The organism is Pseudomonas sp. NS1(2017), assembly GCF_002269425.1.
GTDB lineage: Bacteria > Pseudomonadota > Gammaproteobacteria > Pseudomonadales > Pseudomonadaceae > Aquipseudomonas > Aquipseudomonas reactans.
Genome location: NZ_CP022960.1, coordinates 1,008,628 through 1,030,253 on the forward strand (window position 1 = coordinate 1,008,628; position 21,626 = coordinate 1,030,253).

Annotated in this window: 21 protein-coding genes; 5 read left to right on the top strand and 16 right to left on the bottom strand. The window is 60.8% G+C overall.

All coding sequences use genetic code 11. From position 1 onward, the window contains the following. Positions 1 to 3: 3 nt before the first annotated feature. Positions 4 to 2,358 (top strand): penicillin acylase family protein, encoded by a 2,355-nt coding sequence (locus tag CI807_RS04900; RefSeq protein WP_095013920.1) that lies wholly within the window; start codon positions 4 to 6, stop codon positions 2,356 to 2,358. Here CI807_RS04900 and CI807_RS04905 read toward each other — a convergent pair. Next, entirely contained in the window at positions 2,344 to 3,252 is a 909-nt protein-coding gene (locus tag CI807_RS04905) for an AraC family transcriptional regulator (protein ID WP_095013921.1), read from the bottom strand. The two genes, CI807_RS04900 and CI807_RS04905, sit on opposite strands and share 15 nt — an antisense overlap. A 103-nt stretch (positions 3,253 to 3,355) precedes the next feature. On the opposite strand from CI807_RS04905, the gene CI807_RS04910 reads away from it, so the two are divergent. Continuing rightward, entirely contained in the window at positions 3,356 to 3,709 is a 354-nt protein-coding gene (locus CI807_RS04910) for a carboxymuconolactone decarboxylase family protein (protein WP_016973032.1), read from the top strand. On the opposite strand, the gene CI807_RS04915 is transcribed toward CI807_RS04910, so the two are convergent. Further along, entirely contained in the window at positions 3,687 to 4,652 is a 966-nt protein-coding gene (locus tag CI807_RS04915) for a GlxA family transcriptional regulator (RefSeq protein WP_095013922.1), read from the bottom strand. The genes CI807_RS04910 and CI807_RS04915 overlap by 23 nt on opposite strands. A 235-nt stretch (positions 4,653 to 4,887) precedes the next feature. Here CI807_RS04915 and CI807_RS04920 point away from each other — a divergent pair, with 235 nt between their 5' ends. After that, positions 4,888 to 5,529 (top strand): HD domain-containing protein, encoded by a 642-nt coding sequence (locus tag CI807_RS04920; RefSeq protein WP_095013923.1) that lies wholly within the window; start codon positions 4,888 to 4,890, stop codon positions 5,527 to 5,529. A 128-nt stretch (positions 5,530 to 5,657) separates the two neighbouring features. Here the strand turns inward: CI807_RS04920 and CI807_RS04925 are convergent, their stop codons facing one another. The 8 genes from CI807_RS04925 to CI807_RS04960 all read right to left on the bottom strand — a co-directional run bounded on the left by CI807_RS04925 (position 5,658) and on the right by CI807_RS04960 (position 14,307). Further along, positions 5,658 to 6,542 carry an ABC transporter permease subunit gene (locus CI807_RS04925; protein ID WP_095013924.1) on the bottom strand — a complete coding sequence of 295 codons (885 nt, stop codon included), beginning with the start codon at positions 6,540 to 6,542 and terminating at the stop codon, positions 5,658 to 5,660. Further along, positions 6,539 to 7,459, bottom strand: coding sequence for an ABC transporter permease subunit (locus CI807_RS04930; RefSeq protein ID WP_016979002.1), 921 nt, complete (start codon positions 7,457 to 7,459; stop codon positions 6,539 to 6,541). Before CI807_RS04930 ends, CI807_RS04925 begins: the two co-directional genes overlap by 4 nt. Continuing rightward, entirely contained in the window at positions 7,456 to 8,598 is a 1,143-nt protein-coding gene (locus CI807_RS04935) for an ABC transporter ATP-binding protein (RefSeq protein ID WP_033897564.1), read from the bottom strand. The genes CI807_RS04930 and CI807_RS04935 overlap by 4 nt, the downstream gene beginning before the upstream one ends. Before the next feature lie 67 nt (positions 8,599 to 8,665). Beyond that, entirely contained in the window at positions 8,666 to 9,760 is a 1,095-nt protein-coding gene (locus CI807_RS04940) for a polyamine ABC transporter substrate-binding protein (protein ID WP_016979000.1), read from the bottom strand. Positions 9,761 to 9,913: 153 nt separating this feature from the next. Then, complete coding sequence (locus CI807_RS04945) at positions 9,914 to 11,008, bottom strand: polyamine ABC transporter substrate-binding protein (protein ID WP_028618369.1); 1,095 nt, start codon at positions 11,006 to 11,008, stop codon at positions 9,914 to 9,916. A 198-nt stretch (positions 11,009 to 11,206) separates the two neighbouring features. Next, positions 11,207 to 12,571, bottom strand: a complete 1,365-nt coding sequence (locus CI807_RS04950) for an aspartate aminotransferase family protein (protein WP_016978998.1) — start codon at positions 12,569 to 12,571, stop codon at positions 11,207 to 11,209. Positions 12,572 to 12,629: 58 nt separating this feature from the next. Continuing rightward, positions 12,630 to 13,988, bottom strand: coding sequence for a glutamine synthetase family protein (locus CI807_RS04955; RefSeq protein ID WP_095013925.1), 1,359 nt, complete (start codon positions 13,986 to 13,988; stop codon positions 12,630 to 12,632). 79 nt (positions 13,989 to 14,067) lie between these two features. Continuing rightward, positions 14,068 to 14,307, bottom strand: a complete 240-nt coding sequence (locus tag CI807_RS04960; protein WP_080589281.1) for a hypothetical protein — start codon at positions 14,305 to 14,307, stop codon at positions 14,068 to 14,070. Positions 14,308 to 14,585: 278 nt separating this feature from the next. Between CI807_RS04960 and CI807_RS04965 the strand changes: the two genes are divergently transcribed. Further along, entirely contained in the window at positions 14,586 to 15,962 is a 1,377-nt protein-coding gene (locus CI807_RS04965; RefSeq protein WP_032858908.1) for a glutamine synthetase family protein, read from the top strand. A 264-nt stretch (positions 15,963 to 16,226) separates the two neighbouring features. Next, complete coding sequence (locus CI807_RS04970; RefSeq protein WP_095013926.1) at positions 16,227 to 16,856, top strand: TetR/AcrR family transcriptional regulator; 630 nt, start codon at positions 16,227 to 16,229, stop codon at positions 16,854 to 16,856. Positions 16,857 to 16,918: 62 nt separating this feature from the next. On the opposite strand, the gene CI807_RS04975 is transcribed toward CI807_RS04970, so the two are convergent. The 6 genes from CI807_RS04975 to ssuE form a co-directional block, all read right to left on the bottom strand. After that, entirely contained in the window at positions 16,919 to 17,134 is a 216-nt protein-coding gene (locus CI807_RS04975) for a molybdopterin-binding protein (protein ID WP_003213899.1), read from the bottom strand. A 16-nt stretch (positions 17,135 to 17,150) separates the two neighbouring features. After that, complete coding sequence (ssuB, locus tag CI807_RS04980) at positions 17,151 to 17,957, bottom strand: aliphatic sulfonates ABC transporter ATP-binding protein (protein ID WP_017139537.1); 807 nt, start codon at positions 17,955 to 17,957, stop codon at positions 17,151 to 17,153. Then, the gene (gene ssuC / locus CI807_RS04985) at positions 17,954 to 18,742 is read right to left on the bottom strand and encodes an aliphatic sulfonate ABC transporter permease SsuC (RefSeq protein WP_028618374.1); all 789 of its coding nucleotides are present in this window, start codon (positions 18,740 to 18,742) and stop codon (positions 17,954 to 17,956) included. The genes ssuB and ssuC overlap by 4 nt, the downstream gene beginning before the upstream one ends. Positions 18,743 to 18,750: 8 nt before the next feature. Continuing rightward, the gene (gene ssuD, locus CI807_RS04990) at positions 18,751 to 19,899 is read right to left on the bottom strand and encodes an FMNH2-dependent alkanesulfonate monooxygenase (protein WP_028618375.1); all 1,149 of its coding nucleotides are present in this window, start codon (positions 19,897 to 19,899) and stop codon (positions 18,751 to 18,753) included. A gap of 25 nt (positions 19,900 to 19,924) precedes the next feature. Continuing rightward, positions 19,925 to 20,893 carry a sulfonate ABC transporter substrate-binding protein gene (locus tag CI807_RS04995; RefSeq protein ID WP_016978990.1) on the bottom strand — a complete coding sequence of 323 codons (969 nt, stop codon included), beginning with the start codon at positions 20,891 to 20,893 and terminating at the stop codon, positions 19,925 to 19,927. Positions 20,894 to 20,988: 95 nt separating this feature from the next. Then, positions 20,989 to 21,582, bottom strand: coding sequence for an NADPH-dependent FMN reductase (ssuE, locus tag CI807_RS05000; RefSeq protein ID WP_016978989.1), 594 nt, complete (start codon positions 21,580 to 21,582; stop codon positions 20,989 to 20,991). Positions 21,583 to 21,626: the final 44 nt, after the last annotated feature.

Below are 21,626 nucleotides of genomic sequence, written 5' to 3' on the forward strand. Positions count from 1 at the left end.
TTCATGAAGCGCGTCTTGCGGGTTCTCGCGGTTCTTGTCGTGCTGGTCGCCGTCGGCGCCGGCGGGTACCTGTACAGCAAGCAGCCCACCCGCCAGGGCACGGTCACACTGGCCAACCTGCAAGGCTCGGTCACGGTGCGTTACGACGACCGTGGCGTGCCACACATCCAAGCCGAGAACGAAACCGACCTGTACCGCGCCCTGGGCTACGTGCACGCCCAGGACCGACTGTTCCAGATGGAGATCATGCGGCGCCTGGCCCGAGGCGAACTGGCCGAGGTGCTGGGGCCCAAGGTGCTGGAGACCGACAAGCTATTCCGCAGCCTGCGCATTCGCGACCGAGCGGCCACCTATGTGGCGCAACTCGACCACGAATCGGCGCATTGGAAGGCCCTGCAAGCCTATCTGGACGGGATCAACCAGTATCAGGACAGCCACGCCAGCCCGATGGAGTTCGACGTGCTGGGCATCCCTAAACGACCGTTTACCGCCGAGGACACCATCAGCGTCGCCGGGTACATGGCCTACAGCTTTGCCGCCGCGTTTCGTACCGAGCCCGTGCTGACGTACATCCGCGACCAACTGGGCAGTGACTACCTGAAAGTCTTCGACCTGGACTGGCAACCCAAAGGCGCCCTCAACCTCGCCGCCAGCGATTGGCAGGCCCTCGGCGCCCTCGCCTCCCTGAGCGAACAGGCCCTGGCCGACAACGGCCTGCCGCAGTTCGAAGGCAGCAACGCCTGGGCCATCAGCGGCAGCCGCACCAAGAGCGGCAAGCCTTTGCTCGCCGGTGACCCGCACATCCGGTTCTCGGTGCCGTCGGTGTGGTACGAGGCGCAGTTGTCGGCGCCGGGTTTCGAGCTGTATGGCTATCACAATGCACTGGTGCCGGTGGCGTTCCTGGGGCACAACCTGGATTTCGGCTGGAGCCTGACCATGTTCCAGAACGACGACCTCGACCTCATTGCCGAGAAGGTCAACCCGGACAACCCCAACCAGGTCTGGTACCACGACCAGTGGGTCGACATGACCAGCACCGAGCAGCAGATCGCAGTGAAGGGCCAGGCGCCGGTGACGTTGACCCTGCGCCAATCGCCCCACGGCCCGATCATCAATGACGTGCTGGGCGAAAACGCCGGCAAGACGCCGATTGCCATGTGGTGGGCGTTCCTCGATACCCAGAATCCGATCCTTGAGGGCTTCTACCAGCTCAACCGCGCCGACACGCTGGTGAAGGCACGCGCGGCGGCGGCCAAGGTGTCTGCACCGGGGCTGAACATTGTGTGGGCGAATGCCAAGGGTGATATTGGCTGGTGGGCGGCGGCGCAGTTGCCGATCCGACCGGCCGGGGTCAACGCCGGGTTTATCCTCGACGGCAGCACCGTCCAGGCCGACAAGCTGGGCTTCTACCCCTTCAGCGCCAACCCCCAGGAAGAAAACCCGGCGCGCGGATACGTGGTGTCAGCCAATGCCCAGCCGGTCTCGCCGACCGGCATGGAGATTCCCGGTTACTACAACCTGGCCGATCGCGGCCAACAGTTGAACGCGCAGTTGAGCGACAAGAGCGTGAAGTGGGATGTGAACAACAGCCAGGCCTTGCAGCTCGGCACCACCACCGCCTTCGGCCCGCGCCTGCTGACGCCGCTGTTGCCGGTGCTGCGTGAGGTGGTCAAAGACCCGGCGCAGTTGAAACTGGTGGAGCAGCTTGCAAGCTGGAAGGGTGACTACCCGCTGGACTCGACCAGCGCCACGCTGTTCAACCAATTCCTGTTCAACCTGGCCGACGCCGCCTTTCACCCGAAACTCGGCGACGGCATGTTCAAGACCCTGCTCGGCACCCGCGTGATCGACGCCGCCCTGCCACGCCTGGCCGCCGCGCCGGATTCGCCGTGGTGGGACGGCAAGCGCGCCGACACCGTCAAGCTCGCCTGGGACAACAGCCTTGCGCACCTCAAGGCCAACTTCGGCGATGACCCGAGCCAATGGCAGTGGGGCAAGGCCCATACCCTGACCCATGGCCATCCGCTGGGCTCGCAGAAGCCGTTGGACCTGATCTTCAACGTCGGCCCGTTCCCGGCGCCGGGCACCCACGAAGTGCCGAACAACCAGTCAGCCAACATCGGCCCGGCACCGTGGCCCGTCACCTACGGGCCTTCGACTCGCCGCCTGATCGACTTCGCCGACGCGGCCCACGCCCTGACCATCAACCCGGTCGGCCAAAGCGGTGTGCCGTTTGACCGGCATTACGGCGACCAGGCGGAAACCTACATCGAAGGCGGCTACGAACAGGCGCACTTCACTGACGAGGAAGTCACCGCCAACACCCGAGGCACCCTCAAGTTGCTACCCGCCCGATGACCGCAGGCGCCCCGGCGCCTCGCCATAGGTTTCCTTGAATTTCTTGCTGAACGCCGCCTGGGACTGGTAACCCACCTGGGCGGCGATATCCAGCAGGCTCAGGTGCGACTGGCGCAACAGGTTGAAGGCCAGCTCCATGCGCAACTGGGTCAGCAGCACCCACGGCGACACGCCTGCCACTTTCACGAACGCACGCATGAAGGTGGCGCGTGACATCGTCGCAGCCGCCGCCAGGCTGTCGATCGTCCACTCATGCCCCGGATCGGCCAGCATCGCTTGCCAGGCCTTGCTCAGGCGCTTGTCGGCGAGCAGCGCGAAGGTGCCGGCCACGGGTGCCTGACGGGCCAGCCAAGTACGCAGGATCAGGGTAAACAGCGCCGACGACAACGCATCGATAAAGGAGCGCGCGCCCAATTGCTGGCCGTCCGCTTCACTGCGCAATAACGCGATCAACGCCGCCAGTTGCCCGTCGCCCTGCCATTCACGACTGGACACCACCAGGTACTCCGGCAACGCGCCGAGCAGCAGTGACTGGCGGTTGTAGTGGAAGCTGCCACAGAGCATGTCCAGGTCCGGCCGGTCGCCGCCCAAACGATGCACCGGGAGCAGACCACCGTTGACCACTTGCGGTTGCATCGGCCGGATCCGCGCACCCTGGCTGCGCAGCAAGTGCGTGGCACCGCCGGGCATCAGCAGGATATCGCCCTCTTCCAGCGTCACTTGTTGCCCTCCCGACAACTCGGCACGACAAGTGCCGCTGAGCACGATGTGGTAAGGCGCCACGCCGAGGCTTTCCGGCGAGTGGTCCAGGGCCCAGTCCCCCTGGAATTGACAGCGTAGATCCAAACTGCCGCGCAGGTTGGCCAGCGCGATGAGTGTGTCGATCGAATTCATTTGCGAGCATCGGTCAAAAAGATGAGCGGATTGAACAATAACGCCACCTCCGAACGGAAGAGACTGGTTCCACACCAACCAAACCTGTTCAGGAGTTACCGCAATGTTCAATAACTGGTCCGACTTGCTGCCTACCGTGAAGAAAGCCTTTGGCGCGCTGGGCAAGAGCAACCCGAAGATGGTCAAAGCCTACATGGCGCTGGGCGAAGCCGCCGAAGAAAACAACGTGCTCGACGCCAAGACCCGTGAACTGATCTCCATCGCCGTGGCCATCACCACCCGCTGCGATGGCTGCATCGGCGTGCATGCCGACGCGGCGATCAAGGCCGGCGCCACCCGCGAAGAAGTCGCCGCAACCCTGGCCACCGCGATCTCGCTGAATGCGGGCGCGGCGTACATCTACTCGCTGCGCGCTTTGGAAGCCTACGACACCCTCAAACCGGCGCCGCAAAGTTAAGCCGGAACTGTTGCGGCGTCACGCCCAGCCGGCGGTTGAACACACTGCGCATGTGCTGGGCGTCGCGAAAACCGCATTGGTAGGCGACGGTCTTGAGCGGTGCGGGGCTGCTTTCAAGCATGACCCGCGCCGCGTCGACCCGCGCCCGTTCGACAAACTCCGCCGGCGTGATCCGCGCCTCGCGGGCAAACACCCGGGAGAAATTACGCGCGCTCATATTGGCTGCCTTGGCCAGGTCGGCAATGGTCAAATCCCCCGTCAGGTTCGCCAACACGTACAGCTGCACCAGCGCCACCGCCGAGGTGGTTTCGGCGTGGGGGGTGAGGAACGGACTGAATTGTGACTGCCCGCCCGAGCGCTGGGTGAACACCACCAGGCGCTTGGCCACACTCAACGCGACTTCCGGGCCGTGATCCTGGGCCAGTAAATACAACGACAGATCGATGCCCGCCGTGACCCCGGCCGAGGTGTAGAGATTGCCGTCCTGCACATAGAGGCGGTCGGCGTCGACCTGGGCCGTGGGGCACAGGCGCGCTAGGTCCGCTGCGTCATTCCAGTGGGTGGTGACGGTTTTGCCATCCAACAGCCCGGCGCGCGCCAGCATGAAGGCGCCGTTGCAGATCGAGCCAAAACGTTGCGCACGGGCACTGGCGCCACGCAGCCAGTCATCGAACTCGGCGCCGAAGTCTTCGAAGGGCAACTGGGGGCCGCCGGCGACCAGCAGCAGGTCGTAGGCTCGCAGGGCTTCGCTGTAGTGATGGTGGGCCTGCAATGACAGGCCGTTGGAAGCGGCCATGTTGCCGTGGCTGAAGCCGATCACTTCCAACTGGTAATGGTCCTGGGGCGGTAAAAAGCGGTTGGCCTCGCAGAACACATCCATGGGACCGGTCACGTCCAATGACTGGACGCCGGGGAAGATCAGGATGGCGACGGTTTTGCCCATGGTCGGTAAGCCTTGTGATGACCTGTAGGAGCGAGCTTGCTCGCGAAGAACGTTAACGATAACGCGTTCTGCCTGGATGGGCGCGGCGCCCTGGCGTTTTTCGCGAGCAAGCTCGCTCCTACAGAGATACGACCTGGCGCGATATCAAGGCACATTGGCCGGGATCGCACCCTCGCCGCAATGGCCCCTTCGCTGGCACGCGACCAGACTGGAATCTTTCCAGAGGAGAACCACCATGACTACCACCATCGCCGGCATCCAGATCCCGGACAGCGCCCTGGCCAAGGCCACCACCGAATACATCCGCGACGTCGAATCCGACCTGCTCTACCACCACTCTCGCCGGGTGTTCCTGTTCGGCGCGTTGAGCGGCGAACGCAAGCAACTCGCCTACAACCCGGAACTGCTCTACGTCGGCGCGATGTTCCATGACCTGGGCCTGGTGGAAGGCCATCGCAGTGACAACGAGCGCTTCGAAGTCGACGGCGCCAACGCGGCGGCGGCCTTTCTCAAGCCTTACGGGCTGAGCGATGACGACATCGAACAGGTGTGGCTGTCCATCGCCCTGCACACCACACCGGGCGTACCGCAGCATCTGCGTCCGACCGTGGCGCTGGTGACGGCCGGTGTGGAAATGGACGTGCTGGGCATGGACTACGCCGCATTTTCCAGCGTGCAGCGCGAAGCCGTGGTGCATGCGCATCCACGTGGTGAAGGGTTCAAGGAGTGCATCATCTGCGCGTTTGCCGACGGCTTGCGCCATCGTCCGCAGACCACGTTTGGCAACGTGAAGACGGATGTGCTGGTGGATCAGGAGCCGGGGTTCAAGCCGATGAATTTTGTGGAGGTGATCCGCAAATCGCCGTGGACTGCCTGAAACACAACCTTATAAACACCACAAAACCACTGTAGGAGCTGGCTTGCCAGCGATGGCGGCGTGCCAGCTGACTCATCTGTCGACTGACACACCGCCATCGCCGGCAAGCCGGCTCCTACACGTGGGTTTTAGACCGGTGAAGGCGCCCGACGCTTGTCCGGCTGCTGCCAGCCATCCGCCGCCGCTTCTTCAATCGCTTGTTGGATAGCTTTCTTGCGGTGCTCTTCGGCTCGACGGCTGAAGAACCACACCAGGAAGGTCACCAGCGACACCGCCAACAGGATCAGGCTGGCGACGGCGTTGATCTCGGGTTTAACCCCAAGGCGCACTGCCGAGAACACCTCCATCGGCAAGGTGGTCGAACCCGGCCCCGACACGAAGCTGGCCAATACCAGGTCATCCAGCGACAGCGCGAACGACATCATGCCGCCCGCCGCCAACGACGGCGCGATCATGGGGATGGTGATCAGGAAGAACACCTTCCACGGCCGCGCGCCCAGGTCCATCGCCGCTTCTTCGATCGACAGGTCCAGCTCACGCAGTCGCGCCGACACCACCACCGCCACATACGCCGCACAGAAGGTGGTGTGGGCGATCCAGATGGTGACGATGCCACGCTCCTGGGGCCAGCCGATCATTTGCGCCATCGCCACAAACAGCAGCAACAGCGACAGACCGGTGATCACTTCGGGCATGACCAACGGCGCGGTCACCAGGCCGCCGAACAGCGTGCGGCCCTTGAACTGGCTGATGCGCGTCAGCACGAAGGCCGCCAACGTACCCAGCGCCACCGCGGCCACCGCCGTGTAGCAGGCGATTTCCAGGGAGCGCGCCACCGAGCCCATCAACTGGGTGTTGTCCAGCAGGCCCACGTACCACTTGATCGACCAACCGCCCCACACTGTCACCAGCTTGGATTCGTTGAACGAGTAGATCACCAGGATCAGCATCGGCAGGTAGATGAACAACAACCCCGCCACCAGCATAAAGCTGGAGAATCTGAAGCGCTTCATATCTTGCCCTCCATCTCTTTGGCTTGGCTGCGGTTGAACAGGATGATCGGCACGATCAGGATCGCCAGCATCACCACCGCCAGGGCAGACGCCACCGGCCAGTCACGGTTGTTGAAGAACTCTTGCCACAACACTTTACCGATCATCAGGGTTTCCGGGCCGCCCAGCAGTTCCGGGATCACAAACTCACCCACCACGGGGATGAACACCAGCATGCAGCCGGCGATGATGCCGTTCTTGGACAGCGGCACGGTGATCTTCCAGAAGCTGTTGAAGGTGCTCGAACCCAGGTCGGATGCGGCTTCCAGCAGGCTCTGGTCGTGTTTCACCAGGTTGGCGTACAGCGGCAGGATCATGAACGGCAGGTACGAATAGACCACGCCGATATACACCGCGATGTTGGTGTTGAGGATCTGCAGCGGCTCGTTGATCAACCCGATGGACATCAGGAAGCCATTGAGCAAACCGTTGTTGCTGAGGATGCCCATCCACGCATACACGCGGATCAGGATCGCAGTCCAGGTCGGCATCATGATCAGCAGCACCAGGACGGTCTGCATCTCTTTGCGCGCACTGGCAATGGCGTAGGCCATCGGGTAGCCGATCAGCAGGCACAGCAGCGTGCTGAAGAACGCCATTTTCAGCGAGCCCAGGTACGCGGCGATGTACAACTCGTCGTCGCCGAGCATCGCGTAGTTGCCCAGGTTGAGCACCAACTGCAGTTTCTGCTCAACGAAGGTGTAGATCTCGGTGTACGGCGGGATCGCGACGTCGGCTTCGGCAAAACTGATCTTCAGGACGATGAAGAACGGCAGCATGAAGAACAGGAACAGCCACAGGAAGGGAATGCCAATGACCGCATGACGGCCACTGGGCGTTATTCGTTGCAGGCGGCGCTTGAGCTTCTTCATGTTCATGAGCGAAGTACCACGCCGCTGTCGTCTTCCCACCACACGTAGACCTGGTCACCCCAGGTTGGCCGCTGGCCACGGCGCTCGGCGTTGGCCACGAAGGACTGCACCAGCTTGCCGCTCGGCAGCTCCACGTAGAACACCGAGTGGCCACCCAGATAAGCGATGTCGTGCACCTTGCCGCTGGACCAGTTGTGCTCGCAGGTCGGCATTTCGGTGGTGACCAGCAGTTTTTCCGGACGGATCGCGTAGGTCACCGACTTGTCTTCCACCGACGTGGCGATGCCGTAGCCCACGTAGATGTCGCGGTCCAGGTCAGCACACTTGAGCACCGCGTGGCCTTCGGCGTCATCCACCACTTGGGTGTCGAAGATGTTGACGTTGCCGATGAACTCGCACACCAAGCGGCTGGTAGGCGTTTCGTAGATGTCGATCGGGCTGCCGATCTGGGCGATCCAGCCCAGGTGCATGATCGCAATGCGCTCGGCCATGGTCATGGCCTCTTCCTGGTCGTGGGTCACCATCACGCAGGTCACACCGACGCGCTCGATGATTTCCACCAGTTCCAGCTGCATCTGCGAACGCAGTTTCTTGTCGAGGGCGCCCATGGGCTCATCGAGCAGCAGCAGTTTCGGACGCTTGGCCAGGGAACGGGCCAGGGCCACACGCTGACGCTGGCCACCGGACAACTGGTGCGGCTTGCGCTTGGCGTACTGGCTCATCTGCACCAGCTTGAGCATCTCGGCCACACGGGCGTCGACTTCAGCCTTGGGGATCTTGTCCTGTTGCAGGCCGAACGCGATGTTCTGCGCCACGGTCATGTGCGGGAACAAGGCATAGGACTGGAACATCATGTTGATCGGCCGCTCGTAGGGCGGCATGTCAGTGATGTCTTCGCCATCGAGGTAGATACGCCCCTCGGTCGGGCGCTCGAAACCCGCGAGCATGCGCAGCAAGGTGGACTTGCCCGAACCCGAACCGCCGAGCAGGGCGAAGATCTCGCCTTTCTTGATTTCCAGGGACACATCGTCCACGGCAATCGTCTCGTCGAACTTCTTCGTGACCCGGTCGATTTTGACCAGCACCTTCTTCGGTGTCTGGTCCCCTTCGAGGGCTTTCTTATAGGCGCCGGAGGCAACTGCCATTTACGAAACTCCCAGAAAAAAAAGAGTGCGGAACGTCCAATACGGACGAACCTTGATAGGTTGAGCCTTACTTACCCGTCTTGACCTTGGTCCAGCTACGGGTCATCAAACGTTGCACTTTCGGGGGTAGCTCGAAGTTGACAAAGGTCCTGTCGAGTACCGCCTGCGGTGGGTAAACCGCTTCGTCCGTGCGTATCGATTGCTCCATCAATTTGTCCGCCCCTGGGTTAGGGTTGGCATAACCGACGTAATCACTGACCTGGGCGATCACCTCAGGTTGCAGCAAATAGTTGATGAAGGCGTGGGCCTCTTTGACGTTGGTGGCATCCTTGGGGATGGCCAGCACGTCGAACCACAGGTTGCCGCCTTCTTTCGGAATCGCGTAGGCGATGTTCACGCCCTTGCCAGCCTCGGCCGCACGGGCCTTGGCCTGGAACACATCACCGGAGAAACCCGCCGCCACGCAGATGTTGCCGTTGGCCAGGTCCGAGATGTATTTGGAAGAATGGAAGTAGGTCACGTACGGCCGCACTTTCAGCAACTTCTCTTCGGCCTTCTTGTAGTCATCCGGGTTCGTGCTGTTGGGGTTCAGGCCCATGTAGTTGAGCACCGCCGGCAGCATTTCGTCCGCCGAGTCCATGAACGACACGCCACAGGTCGCCAGCTTCTTCATGTTCTCAGGCTCGAACAGCACCGCCCAGGAGTCGATATGGTCGACGCCCAGCACTTCCTTCACTTTATCGACGTTGTAGCCGATGCCATTGGTGCCCCACAGGTACGGCACGGCGTACTGGTTGCCCGGGTCATTCTTTTCCAGGCGCTTGAGCAGCGCCGGGTCGAGGTTGGCGTAATTCGTCAGCAATGACTTGTCGAGCTTCTGGAACGCCCCGGCTTTGATCTGCTTGCCCAGGAAGTGGTTGGACGGCACCACCACGTCGTAACCGGTACGCCCGGCCAGCAGCTTGCCTTCCAGGGTTTCGTTGGAGTCAAACACGTCATACACGGGCTTGATGCCGCTGGCTTTTTCGAAGTTGGCCAGGGTGTCGGTGCCGATGTAATCCGACCAGTTATAAATATGCACCGTCGGTGCGGCCTGCACGCTCAACGTCAGCGTGATACCTGCACCCACCAGCATGGCTTTGCGAAATAAAGAAATTGGCAAGTGGAGGTCCTCTTAAATAGTTGGGCCCAAAGTTGTTGCCCGGCAACAAAACCGGCGCGCAACTTACCCTCGATAAACCGATCCGGCAAAACTTTCTGTCATTTAATTGTTTCGATAACCACCGCGCCAGGCGCGGTGGTTAACAAAGACCGGTTATTTACCGGACTTGATCTTGGTCCAGCTGCGTGTCATTTCACGCTGGGTTGCAGCCGGCAGGTCAGCAATGGCGTAGAGCTTGGCCTGCACGTCCGCTGGCGGGTAGATGCCCGGGTCGCTGGTGATTTCTTTGTCGACCAGTGCGGTAGCCTTCTCGTTACCGTTCGGGAAGTGAACGCTGTTGGTGATTTCAGCCATGACTTCCGGTTTGAGCAGGTAGTTCATGAACTTGTAGGCGGCGTCGACGTTCTCGGCATCTTTAGGGATGGCGACCATGTCGAAGAAGCTGCCAGCGCCTTCTTTCGGAATATCGTAGGCCACCTTGACCTTGCCACCGGCTTCAGCCGCGCGGGACTTGGCCTGTTCGATGTCACCCGAGTAACCCACGGCCACGCAGATGTTGCCGTTGGCCAGGTCGGAGATGTACTTGGACGAGTGGAAGTAGCCGATCGAAGGACGGATTTTCAGGAACAGGTCTTCAGCCTGCTTCAGGTCGGCCTTCTTCTGGGTGTCGGTCGGCAGGCCCAGGTAATGCAGCGCCACCGGCAGCATTTCGGTTGGCGAATCGAGGAAGCTCACGCCGCAGCTTTTCAGCTTGGCGATGTTCTCTGGCTTGAGCAGCACGTCCCACGAATCGATCTTGTCCACGCCCAGCGCGGCCTTGACCTTCTCCGGGTTGTAGCCGATGCCGATGGAGCCCCACATGTACGGGAAGGCGTGCTTGTTGTCCGGGTCGCTGACCGACACGGCTTTAAGCAGGGATTTGTTCAGGTTGTCGTAGTTGGACAGCTTGGACTTGTCCAGCTCCTGGTAGACACCGGCCTTGATCTGCTTGGCGAGGAAGTTGTTCGACGGTACGACGATGTCGTAACCGGACTTGCCTGCCAGCAACTTGGCTTCCAGGGTTTCGTTGCTGTCGAAAACGTCGTACACCACTTTGATGCCGGACTCTTTTTCAAAGTTGGCGATGGTGTCCGGTGCAATGTAGTCGGACCAGTTGTAGACGTGCAGCACTTTATCGTCAGCCTGGGCCGCGCCCGCCATTGCGCCCATCAGGGACAAGGCGAGGAGGGTCTTGCCAGCGTTCTTCAAACCTAATGCCTTCATTTGGTGATGCTCCAATTTTTTCTTTTTTGGGCCACAAGCTTCATATGTTTCGAGGCCCAGCCAAAGGGCAACAAAACAGGGCGACAGTCTGGCAAGTTCGAGGGCCGGCTTTCAACCAATGCCCCCATTTTTATAACCACTCAGACGCAGTGCCCGAAAGCCGCTGCGTTCTGAGCCTAGCACTTAGCCCTGCAATGCCGCCAAAGTCAGGTCCAGGCACTGACGAGCCTTGGTCACCAACTCGTCGATTTCTGCCTTGCTGATCACCAGCGGTGGCGAAATGATCATGGTGTCGCCCACGGCGCGCATGATCAGGCCATTCTCGAAGCAGAACGTGCGGCAGATCATGCCGACGCCCTTGCCTTCGTAGCGCTTGCGCGTGGCCTTGTCCTGCACCAGTTCAATGGCGCCGAGCATACCCACACCACGCACTTCGCCCACCAGCGGATGGTCCGCCAATTCCCTCAGACGTTTCTGCAAATACGGTGCCGTTTCGTCGTGGACACGGTTAACGATTTTTTCATCGCGCATGATGCGGATGTTTTCCAGCGCCACCGCGGCGGCAACCGGGTGACCGGAATAGGTGAAACCGTGGTTGAAATCACCGCCTTCATTAAGGACGTCCACCACTTCATCGCGCACGATCAGGCCGCCCATGGGGATGTAACCCGAGGTCAGGCCCTTGGCGATGGTCATCATGTGCGGCTTGAGGTCGTAGAAGTCGCTACCGAACCACTCACCGGTACGGCCGAAACCGCAGATCACTTCGTCGGCGATGAACAGGATGTCGTACTTGGCGAGGATTTCCTTGATGCGCGGCCAGTAGGTGGCCGGCGGTACGATCACGCCACCGGCACCCTGGATCGGCTCGGCAATAAAGGCGCCGACGTTGTCCACGCCCAGCTCCAGAATCTTTTCTTCCAACTGGTTGGCAGCCCACACGCCGAATTCTTCGGGGCTCATGTCGCCGCCTTCGCCAAACCAGTAAGGCTGGGCGATGTGGGTGATGCCAGGAATCGGCAAGTCGCCCTGCTCATGCATATAGGTCATGCCGCCCAGGCTGGCGCCGGCCACGGTGGAACCGTGATAGCCATTCTTGCGGCTGATGATGGTTTTCTTGTTTGGCTGGCCCTTGATCGCCCAGTAGTGGCGGACCATACGCAACATGGTGTCGTTGCCTTCGGAGCCGGAACCGGTGAAGAACACGTGGTTCATGCCGGCAGGCGCGATGTCGGAAATGGCCTTGGCCAATTCCAGCACCGGCGGGTGAGCGGTCTGGAAGAACAGGTTGTAGTACGGCAGTTCTTTCATCTGCTTGGCGGCGGCGTCAGCCAGTTCATCGCGACCGTAACCGATTGCCACGCACCACAGGCCGGCCATGCCGTCGAGGATCTTGTTGCCTTCGCTGTCCCACAGGTAGACGCCGTGGGCTTTGGTAATGATGCGCGGGCCTTTCTCTTTCAATTGCTTGAAGTCGCTGAACGGCGCCAGGTGGTGATCACTGCTCAAGGCTTGCCATTCACGGGTTTGCGGGTTGTTGCTGGACATACCAATCTCCTAGACTTTTCAGTGAAGGGCGCGCCGTTTAAAAGGCGCGCCCGGCGCATCAGACGGCGAAGAGCAGGAATTCCCGCTCCCACGAACTGATCACGCGCTTGAAGTTTTCATGCTCGGCCCGCTTGACCGCGACGTAGCCTGTGATGAATTTTTGACCCAGGTATTTCTCGATGGTCTTGCTGTTTTCCATACGCTCCAGGGCGTCTTCGATGGTCAACGGCAGGCGCAGGTTGCGCCGCTCGTAACCACGACCCACCACTGGCGCGCTTGGGTTATGGCCTTCGACCATGCCGATGTAGCCGCACAACAGGCTGGCGGCAATCGCCAGGTACGGGTTGGCGTCAGCGCCCGGCAGGCGGTTTTCCACACGACGGTTCTGCGGGCCGGCATCCGGAACACGCAAGCCCACGGTGCGGTTTTCTTCGCCCCATTCCACGTTCACCGGCGCCGAGGTGTCGGGCAGGAAGCGGCGGAACGAGTTCACGTTGGGGGCAAACAACGGCAGCAGTTCAGGGATGAATTTCTGCAGGCCGCCAATGTGGTTGAGGAACAGCTGGCTCATGGTCCCGTCTTCATTGGAGAAGACGTTTTTGCCGGTGGCGATGTCGATGATGCTCTGGTGCAGGTGCATCGCGCTGCCGGGCTCGCCGGTCATCGGCTTGGCCATGAAGGTGGCGGCCACGTCGTGCTTGAGCGCGGCTTCACGCATGGTGCGCTTGAACACCAGGATCTGGTCGGCCAGGGACAGCGCATCGCCGTGACGGAAGTTGATTTCCATCTGCGCGGTGCCGTCTTCGTGGATCAGGGTGTCGAGGTCCAGTTCCTGCAGTTCGCACCAGTCGTAGACGTCTTCGAACAAGGGGTCGAATTCGTTGGCTGCTTCTATAGAGAAGGACTGGCGACCGGTCTCCGGGCGACCGGAACGACCAATCGGCGGTTGCAGCGGGAAGTCCGGGTCTTCGCAGCGTTTGGTCAGGTAGAACTCCATCTCCGGCGCCACGATGGGCTGCCAGCCCCTGTCGGCGTAGAGCTTGAGGACTTTCTTGAGTACGTTGCGCGGCGACAGCTCGATCGGGTTGCCTTGCTTGTCGTAGGTGTCGTGGATCACCTGGGCGGTGGGCTCGATGGCCCAGGGCACCAGGTACACAGCGTTCTGGTCAGGGCGGCAGATCATGTCGATGTCAGCCGGGTCGAGCAATTCGTAATAGATGTCGTCTTCGACATAGTCGCCGGTCACGGTCTGCAACAGAACGCTCTCGGGCAGGCGCATGCCTTTTTCGGCGATGAACTTGTTGGTCGGCGAGATCTTGCCCCGGGTGATGCCGGTGAGGTCGCCAATCATGCATTCGACTTCTGTGATCTTGTGGTCTTTCAACCAATCGGTGAGCTGGTCGAGGTTGTTACTCATAAATGCCTCTGGGCTGGGTTTCCTGGCATCCATTAAAGGCCAGGCGTTGGTTGACGCAGCATCCGCGTCGTTTTTTCATTCAGGGTAGGAGCTTACCTGCCATTTGCTGCAGCGTTGCATTCCTCACGCCAAAGTTGTGCGCAATCTTGAGCAGCACGCGAGGCGCACGCCGTTCGGTGGCAAATGAGGAGGCAAAAAAGAGGTCGGCCCGGGCGTCAAGAATATTGGCCGGTGCGCGGGTATTCACGCGGGAAGAATGGACGGATGACACAGCCCGGCTGAAGCAGGCCAAGACGCCGTTGGGCGGCAGGTGAAACATGAAGCACCCCGGTATTATTGCTGTTATGGGTTTGAATCGAGCTTAGCCTTGTTCATTTTTTTACACAACACCCCCGTAAAAAATACAACACGGGCCGCTCAAGCCTGCGAGTCCCAAGACCTTCAAACCCGAAAAACCGCCCCAAAACGCCCCAAAAAAGCCATCGCAGCGCTTTTTTAGGGCAAAAAAGGCCTCGCTTGACTTCGGCATGCCGTTCGGGTTGACTGAAACCAGAAAAGATCAATGATTGATATTTTTAACAACAAAGGTGTTGCATCATGTCGGTACCCCCGCGTGCCGTTCAGCTTAACGAAGCGAACGCGTTCCTTAAGGATCATCCTGAGGTTCTGTACGTAGACCTTCTAATTGCGGATATGAATGGTGTGGTGCGCGGCAAGCGCATCGAACGCACCAGCCTCCACAAGGTTTACGAGAAGGGCATTAACCTGCCTGCCTCTTTATTTGCCCTGGATATCAACGGCTCTACGGTGGAAAGCACCGGCCTGGGCCTGGACATCGGTGATGCTGACCGAATCTGTTATCCGATCCCCGACACCCTGTGCAATGAACCCTGGCAAAAGCGCCCTACCGCGCAACTGCTGATGACCATGCACGAACTTGAAGGTGAACCTTTCTTCGCCGATCCGCGCGAAGTGCTCCGCCAAGTTGTAACCAAATTCGACGACCTCGGTCTGACCATCTGCGCCGCCTTCGAACTTGAGTTCTACCTGATCGACCAGGAGAACGTGAACGGCCGCCCACAACCGCCCCGCTCGCCGATCTCCGGCAAACGCCCGCACTCGACACAGGTCTACCTGATCGACGACCTCGACGAATACGTCGACTGCCTCCAGGACATTCTGGAAGGTGCGAAGGAGCAAGGCATCCCGGCCGACGCCATCGTCAAGGAAAGTGCCCCGGCGCAGTTCGAAGTGAACCTGCACCACGTGGCCGACCCGATCAAGGCCTGCGACTACGCGGTACTGCTCAAGCGCCTGATCAAGAACATCGCCTACGACCATGAGATGGACACCACCTTCATGGCCAAGCCTTACCCGGGCCAGGCAGGCAACGGTTTGCACGTACACATCTCCATTCTGGACAAGGACGGCAAGAACATTTTTGCCAGCGAGGATCCCGAGCAGAACGCCGCATTGCGTCACGCGATCGGCGGTGTGCTCGAGACCCTGCCCGCCCAAATGGCGTTCCTGTGCCCCAACGTCAACTCCTACCGTCGTTTCGGCGCACAGTTCTACGTGCCGAACTCGCCGTGCTGGGGCCTGGATAACCGCACCGTGGCGATCCGCGTACCGACCGGCTCGTCCGACGCCGTACGTATCGAACACCGTGTGGCCGGTGCCGACGCCAACCCTTACCTGCTGATGGCTTCGGTCCTGGCAGGCGTGCACCACGGCCTGACCAACAAGATCGAGCCTGGCGCACCCGTGGAAGGCAACAGCTACGAGCAAAACGAGCAGAGCCTGCCGAACAACCTGCGCGATGCATTGCGCGAGTTGGACGACAGCGAGGTGATGGCCAAGTACATCGATCCTAAATACATCGATATCTTCGTCGCCTGTAAGGAAAGTGAGCTGGAAGAGTTCGAACACTCCATCTCCGACCTTGAGTACAACTGGTACTTGCATACCGTGTAAGCGGTTGCGACTGTAAATGTGTTGAGTTGGCTCGCTGTAGTGAGCTGCCTTGTTGTGGCGAGCAGGCTTGCCCTGCGTTGGGCTGCGAAGCAGCCCTAAATCCAGACGCCGAGTTCTTTCAGAAGGAACTCGGCGTTTTTTATTGGGGCCGCTGCGCGGCCCAACGCGGGGCAAGCCCGCTCGCCACACGTACACAGTCGCCTCACAGGTATGGATCATCCTTATGCTCTGCGTACAATGCGCTCTGCCTTGTAGGAGACTTCCATGACCACCCGCCCCGCCGCCCCCCGCAAACCCCGCGCCCGCAGCCAGGCCCGGATCGATGCGATCCTCGACGCTGCCCGCACCCTGCTGGCGGCCGAAGGCGTGGCGAGTTTGTCGATCTATAGCGTGGCCGAGCGGGCGCAGATTCCGCCGTCGTCGGTGTATCACTTTTTCGCCAGTGTGCCGGCCTTGCTGGAAGCCTTGACCGCTGACGTTCACGGCGCATTCCGGGCGGCTATCCAGGCCCCCATCGACCATGACTCACTCAAGCATTGGCGCGACCTGTCCTACATCGTTGAGCAGCGCATGCTCACTGTCTACGATCAGGATGCCGCCGCCCGCCAGTTGATCCTGGCCCAACATGGGCTGACGGAGGTGACCCAGGCGGATCGTCAGCATGATCTGGAGTTGGGCGATTTGATGCTCACGGTGTTCAACCGTCACTTTGAAGTGCCGGCGCTACCGAATGATGTGGACGTGTTTGCGTTGGCCCTGGAGTTGAGCGACCGCGTCTATGCGCGCTCGGTGCATCAGCATGGGTTGATCACGCCGCGCATGGCGGAGGAAGGGATGCGGGTTTTTGATGCGTATGTGGGGCTGTATTTGCCGGCCTATTTGCCCAAACGCTGATTTCTTGGGTGACTGGAATGGCCTCATCGGGGGCAAGCCCCCGATGGCGACCTCAAGAACGATCACAACTTGGCAATCGATACCTCGGTGGATTTAACGAAGGCAATCACTTCACTGCCAATCACCAGCTCCAGCTCTTTGACCGAGCGGGTGGTGATCACGGACGTCACGATGCCGGACGCCGTCTGCACGTCGATTTCCGACAGCACGTCGCCTTCGACGATTTCCTTGATGGTGCCTTTGAACTGGTTACGCACGTTGATTGCTTTAATAGTCATGATGTTCTTCCTTTGTTTATTGAGCCCAACGCAATTGCGTAGGCAGCGGTGAAACAGGTTCGGGTTCCGGTGGCGAGCCCGGCAGGGACAACACACGGTTGAGCACTTCAGCTTCCAGCGCAGCCAGGCGGTGTGAGCCGCGGGCACGTGGGCGTGGCAGGTCGACGATCAGGTCCAAGCCGATTTCACCGTCTTCGATCAGGATCACCCGGTCGGCAATCGCCACGGCTTCGCTGACGTCGTGGGTGACCAGCAACACAGTGAAGCCGTGCTTCTGCCAGAGGTTTTCGATCAGTTGCTGCATCTCGATACGGGTCAAGGCATCCAGCGCACCCAACGGCTCATCCAGCAGCAGCAAGCGCGGTTGGTGGATCAGCGCACGGGCCAGGGCCACGCGTTGTTTCTGCCCGCCGGACAGCGCCGCCGGCCATTCATTGGCGCGTTCGGCCAGGCCAACCGCTTCCAGGGCTTCCAACGCTTTGGGGCGCCAGTTGCCTTTAAGGCCCAGGCCCACGTTGTCGATGATCTTCTTCCACGGCAGCAGGCGCGCTTCCTGGAACATCAACCGCGTGTCTTCAATCGCTTCACTGAGCGGCGCAGAACCGGCCAGCAGCTCACCGCCGCTGGCTTTGTCCAGACCGGCCAGCAGGCGCAGCAAGGTACTTTTGCCGCAACCACTGCGGCCGACCACCGCCACGAATTGGCCGGCCGGAATATGCAGGTCGATCTCCTTGAGCACTTCCCGCGCACCAAAAGCCTTGCGCAGCTTGCGTACTGCCAGGGGAATTCCCTTGAGCAGGCGCGGAGGTTGTTGAGCGGTCATGCCGCACCTCCTTTATTCACTTGATACGCCGGGTGCCAGCGCAGCCACACACGCTCCAGGCCGCGAGCCGCCAGATCCGCGAGTTTGCCGAGGATGGCGTACATGACGATGGCCAACACCACCACGTCGGTTTGCAGGAATTCGCGGGCGTTCATCGCCAGGTAACCGATACCGGAACTGGCGGAGATGGTTTCCGCCACGATCAGCGTCAGCCACATGAAGCCCAGGGCAAAGCGCACGCCCACCAGGATCGACGGCAATGCGCCCGGCAGGATTACCTGGCGGAACAGGCTGAACCCGGACAAGCCGTAGCTTCGCGACATTTCCACCAGTGCCGGATCGACGTTGCGGATGCCGTGGTAGGTGTTGAGGTAAATCGGAAACAGCGTGCCGAGGGCGACCAGGAAAATCTTCGCCGTCTCATCAATGCCAAACCACAGGATCACCAGCGGAATCAGCGCCAAGTGCGGCACGTTGCGGATCATCTGCACCGAGCTGTCCAGCAGGCGTTCGCCCCACTTCGACAGGCCGGTGATAAAGCCCAGGGCCAGGCCGATGCTGCCGCCAATCACGAAGCCCAGACCCGCACGCCAGCCACTGATGGCCAGGTGAGTCCAGATTTCGCCACTGGCGACCAAGTGGACACCGGCGGCGATGACGGCACTCGGCGCTGGCAGAATGCGGGTCGACAACCAACCCGCCGAGACCGACAACTGCCACACCGCGAGTAACAAAATCGGGAGCACCCAGGGCGCTATCCGATGGCTCAGTTTTTCATAGTTCATGGGCTGCCTCAGCTCGCCGACGCAGCTTTGGGAAGGATGTCGTTGGCGACCATTTCGCCGAACGGGCTGACGTAGCCGGCGCTTTTCGGCAACTCGGGACGTTCAATATCCAGGTGGGGGAACAGCAGTTCCGCGACACGATACGACTCTTCCAGGTGTGGATAACCGGAGAAGATGAAGGTGTCGATGCCCAGGGCTGCGTATTCCTTCACGCGTTCCGCCACGGTGGGGCCATCGCCCACCAGGGCGGTGCCTGCGCCGCCACGCACCAGGCCGACACCGGCCCACAGGTTGGGGCTGACTTCCAGGTTGTCGCGATTGCCACCATGCAAGGCCGCCATGCGTTGCTGACCGACAGAGTCGAACCTCGCCAGGGAAGCCTGGGCACGCGCGATGGTGTCATCGTCCAGATGGGAGATCAGTTTGTCGGCGGCTTTCCACGCTTCGTCGTTGGTTTCACGCACGATCACGTGCAGGCGAATACCAAAACGCACGGTGCGCCCAAGCTTCGCCGCTTTGGCGCGAACCTGTTCGATTTTTTCCGCAACAGCCGCGGGTGGCTCACCCCAGGTCAACACCATCTCCACCTGCTCGGCCGCCAGGTCCTGGGCTGCTTCGGAAGAACCGCCGAAGTACAGCGGCGGACGCGGTTGCTGGATCGGCGGGTAGAGCAGCTTGGCACCTTTGACGCTGATGTGCTCGCCGTCGTAGTCCACGGTTTCGCCTTCCAGCACACGGCGCCAGATGCGGGTGAATTCCACCGAGGCCTGGTAACGCTCTTCATGACTGAGGAACAAGCCATCACCGGCCAATTCTTCCGGGTCACCCCCGGTCACCAGGTTGAACAAGGCACGGCCGCCGGACAGTCGGTCCAGGGTCGCGGCCTGACGCGCGGCCACCGTCGGGGAAATGATCCCGGGGCGCAGGGCGACCAGGAATTTCAGACGCTGGGTCACCGGGATCAGCGAGGCCGCCACCAACCACGAGTCTTCGCAGGAGCGACCGGTAGGGATCAGCACCCCGCCGAAACCCAGGCGGTCAGCGGCCTGGGCCACTTGCTGCAGGTAACCGTGGTCGACGGCGCGAGCGCCTTCGGCGGTGCCAAGGTAATGGCCGTCGCCGTGGGTAGGCAGGAACCAGAAAATATTGAGGCTCATGGAGTTGTCTCCTGAAGAAGTCGGATTACGGCGCTTTGGCCACGGCGGCGGGGGGTGTCCAGATCACGTCCTTGATGTTCAAGGGCTTGGGGATCAATTTGAGCTGGTAGAAGCTGTCGGCGATTTTCTGCTGGGCGGCGACCACTTCCGGGGTCAGGAACAGCGCACCGTAGCCTTGGCGTTTCACCGAGGTCAGGGTGATGTCGGCTGGAAGGCCGAGCAGCGGGGCAACTTGTTCAGTCACTTCCTGCGGGTTGGCCTTGGACCACTCGCCCACGGCGCGCACTTCTTCGATCAGCGCCTTGACCACTTCAGGGTGTTTTTCAGCGTAAGGCTTGGTCGCGAGATAAAACTGGTGGTTGTCGGCAATGCCAGTACCGTCACGAAGGGTGCGGGCTTGCAGTTGTTTCTCGGCGGCGGCCTGGTACGGGTCCCAGATCACCCAAGCATCCACGCTGCCACGCTCGAAGGCGGCACGCGCATCGGCGGGCGGCAGGAACACAGTCTGCACGTCGGTGTATTTCAGGCCGGCGTCTTCCAGGGCACGTACCAGCAGGTAATGCACGTTGGAGCCTTTGTTCAGGACGATTTTCTTGCCCTTGAGCTCTGCCACGGATTTGATCGGTGAGTCTTTCGGCACCAGGATCGCTTCGCTGGTCGGCGCGGGTGGTTCGTAGGCGACGTAGAGCAGATCGGCGCCAGCGGCCTGGGCGAAGACGGGTGGGGTTTCGCCGGTGACGCCGAAGTCGATGGAGCCGACGTTCAGGCCTTCCAGCAATTGCGGGCCACCAGGAAACTCGGTCCACTGCACGTTCACGCCTTGGGCAGCCAGGCGTTTTTCCAAGGTGCCCTTGGCTTTGAGCAGCACCAGCGTGCCGTACTTTTGATAGCCGATCCGCAGGGTCTCGGCGGCTTGGGCTTGAACAATGGCGCCGAAGGACACAGCCGCAGCAAACAGTGCGACCAGACCACGACGCAAGATGACAGTGCGCATGGCGCTCTCTCCAATAATGCGTTTAAGGGGGTTGGCTGCACCTGCTTGGCCGTTGGCGGCTGAGTAAGGTGAGTACTTCTATGTTTCGATACGGCTTAAATGCTCCAGCGAGCACTCAACAAACGTTCATTCAACACATGGGGGTCCAGCGGTTTCGGGCGACGGGCCATGGCGCCGTAAAGTGTCTCCAAGGCTTCATGTAAACGGTGTTCAAGTACCGGCACCAGTTGCGCCTGGGCGCTGCCTTCGGCGTAGGCGATCTGGCTGTCTTCGGCGAAGATGCCGTGGAGCAACTCCTGGGCCTTGAGCGCCGATAGCACCGGCTTCAAGGCGTAGTCCACCGCCAGCATGTGGGCGATGCTGCCACCGGTGGCCATCGGCAATACGATCTTGTGGGCCAGGGCGCGTTCGGGCAGCAGGTCCAGCACGGTTTTCAGCGCACCGGAAAACGAGGCCTTGTAGACCGGCGTGGCGATCACCAGGCCGTCAGCATTAGCCACTTGTTGCAGCAGGTCGATGACCTTGGGGCTGTCGAAGCGCGCATGCAGCAAGTCTTCAGCCGGGAAGTCCCGTATCTGGTAACTCACCACTTCTACGCCTTTGTCTTGCAACCACTGACGGGTTTTATCCAGCAACACCCCGGAGCGGGAACGCTGGCTGGGACTGCCTCCAAGTGTTACGACCAACATGCAGGAATTCCTTGAGCAGGTGTCGGCGGTTCGCTGTGTGGCGA

Bases quoted from the DNA above. Each gene is read 5' to 3' on its own strand.
- CI807_RS04900 (WP_095013920.1), top strand. From the start codon at position 4: ATGAAGCGCGTCTTGCGGGTTCTCGCGGTTCTTGTCGTGCTGGTCGCC.
- CI807_RS04905 (WP_095013921.1), bottom strand. From the start codon at position 3,252: ATGAATTCGATCGACACACTCATCGCGCTGGCCAACCTGCGCGGCAGT.
- CI807_RS04910 (WP_016973032.1), top strand. From the start codon at position 3,356: ATGTTCAATAACTGGTCCGACTTGCTGCCTACCGTGAAGAAAGCCTTT.
- CI807_RS04915 (WP_095013922.1), bottom strand. From the start codon at position 4,652: ATGGGCAAAACCGTCGCCATCCTGATCTTCCCCGGCGTCCAGTCATTG.
- CI807_RS04920 (WP_095013923.1), top strand. From the start codon at position 4,888: ATGACTACCACCATCGCCGGCATCCAGATCCCGGACAGCGCCCTGGCC.
- CI807_RS04925 (WP_095013924.1), bottom strand. From the start codon at position 6,542: ATGAAGCGCTTCAGATTCTCCAGCTTTATGCTGGTGGCGGGGTTGTTG.
- CI807_RS04930 (WP_016979002.1), bottom strand. From the start codon at position 7,459: ATGAACATGAAGAAGCTCAAGCGCCGCCTGCAACGAATAACGCCCAGT.
- CI807_RS04935 (WP_033897564.1), bottom strand. From the start codon at position 8,598: ATGGCAGTTGCCTCCGGCGCCTATAAGAAAGCCCTCGAAGGGGACCAG.
- CI807_RS04950 (WP_016978998.1), bottom strand. From the start codon at position 12,571: ATGTCCAGCAACAACCCGCAAACCCGTGAATGGCAAGCCTTGAGCAGT.
- CI807_RS04955 (WP_095013925.1), bottom strand. From the start codon at position 13,988: ATGAGTAACAACCTCGACCAGCTCACCGATTGGTTGAAAGACCACAAG.
- CI807_RS04960 (WP_080589281.1), bottom strand. From the start codon at position 14,307: ATGTTTCACCTGCCGCCCAACGGCGTCTTGGCCTGCTTCAGCCGGGCT.
- CI807_RS04965 (WP_032858908.1), top strand. From the start codon at position 14,586: ATGTCGGTACCCCCGCGTGCCGTTCAGCTTAACGAAGCGAACGCGTTC.
- CI807_RS04970 (WP_095013926.1), top strand. From the start codon at position 16,227: ATGACCACCCGCCCCGCCGCCCCCCGCAAACCCCGCGCCCGCAGCCAG.
- CI807_RS04975 (WP_003213899.1), bottom strand. From the start codon at position 17,134: ATGACTATTAAAGCAATCAACGTGCGTAACCAGTTCAAAGGCACCATC.
- ssuB (WP_017139537.1), bottom strand. From the start codon at position 17,957: ATGACCGCTCAACAACCTCCGCGCCTGCTCAAGGGAATTCCCCTGGCA.
- ssuC (WP_028618374.1), bottom strand. From the start codon at position 18,742: ATGAACTATGAAAAACTGAGCCATCGGATAGCGCCCTGGGTGCTCCCG.
- ssuD (WP_028618375.1), bottom strand. From the start codon at position 19,899: ATGAGCCTCAATATTTTCTGGTTCCTGCCTACCCACGGCGACGGCCAT.
- CI807_RS04995 (WP_016978990.1), bottom strand. From the start codon at position 20,893: ATGCGCACTGTCATCTTGCGTCGTGGTCTGGTCGCACTGTTTGCTGCG.
- ssuE (WP_016978989.1), bottom strand. From the start codon at position 21,582: ATGTTGGTCGTAACACTTGGAGGCAGTCCCAGCCAGCGTTCCCGCTCC.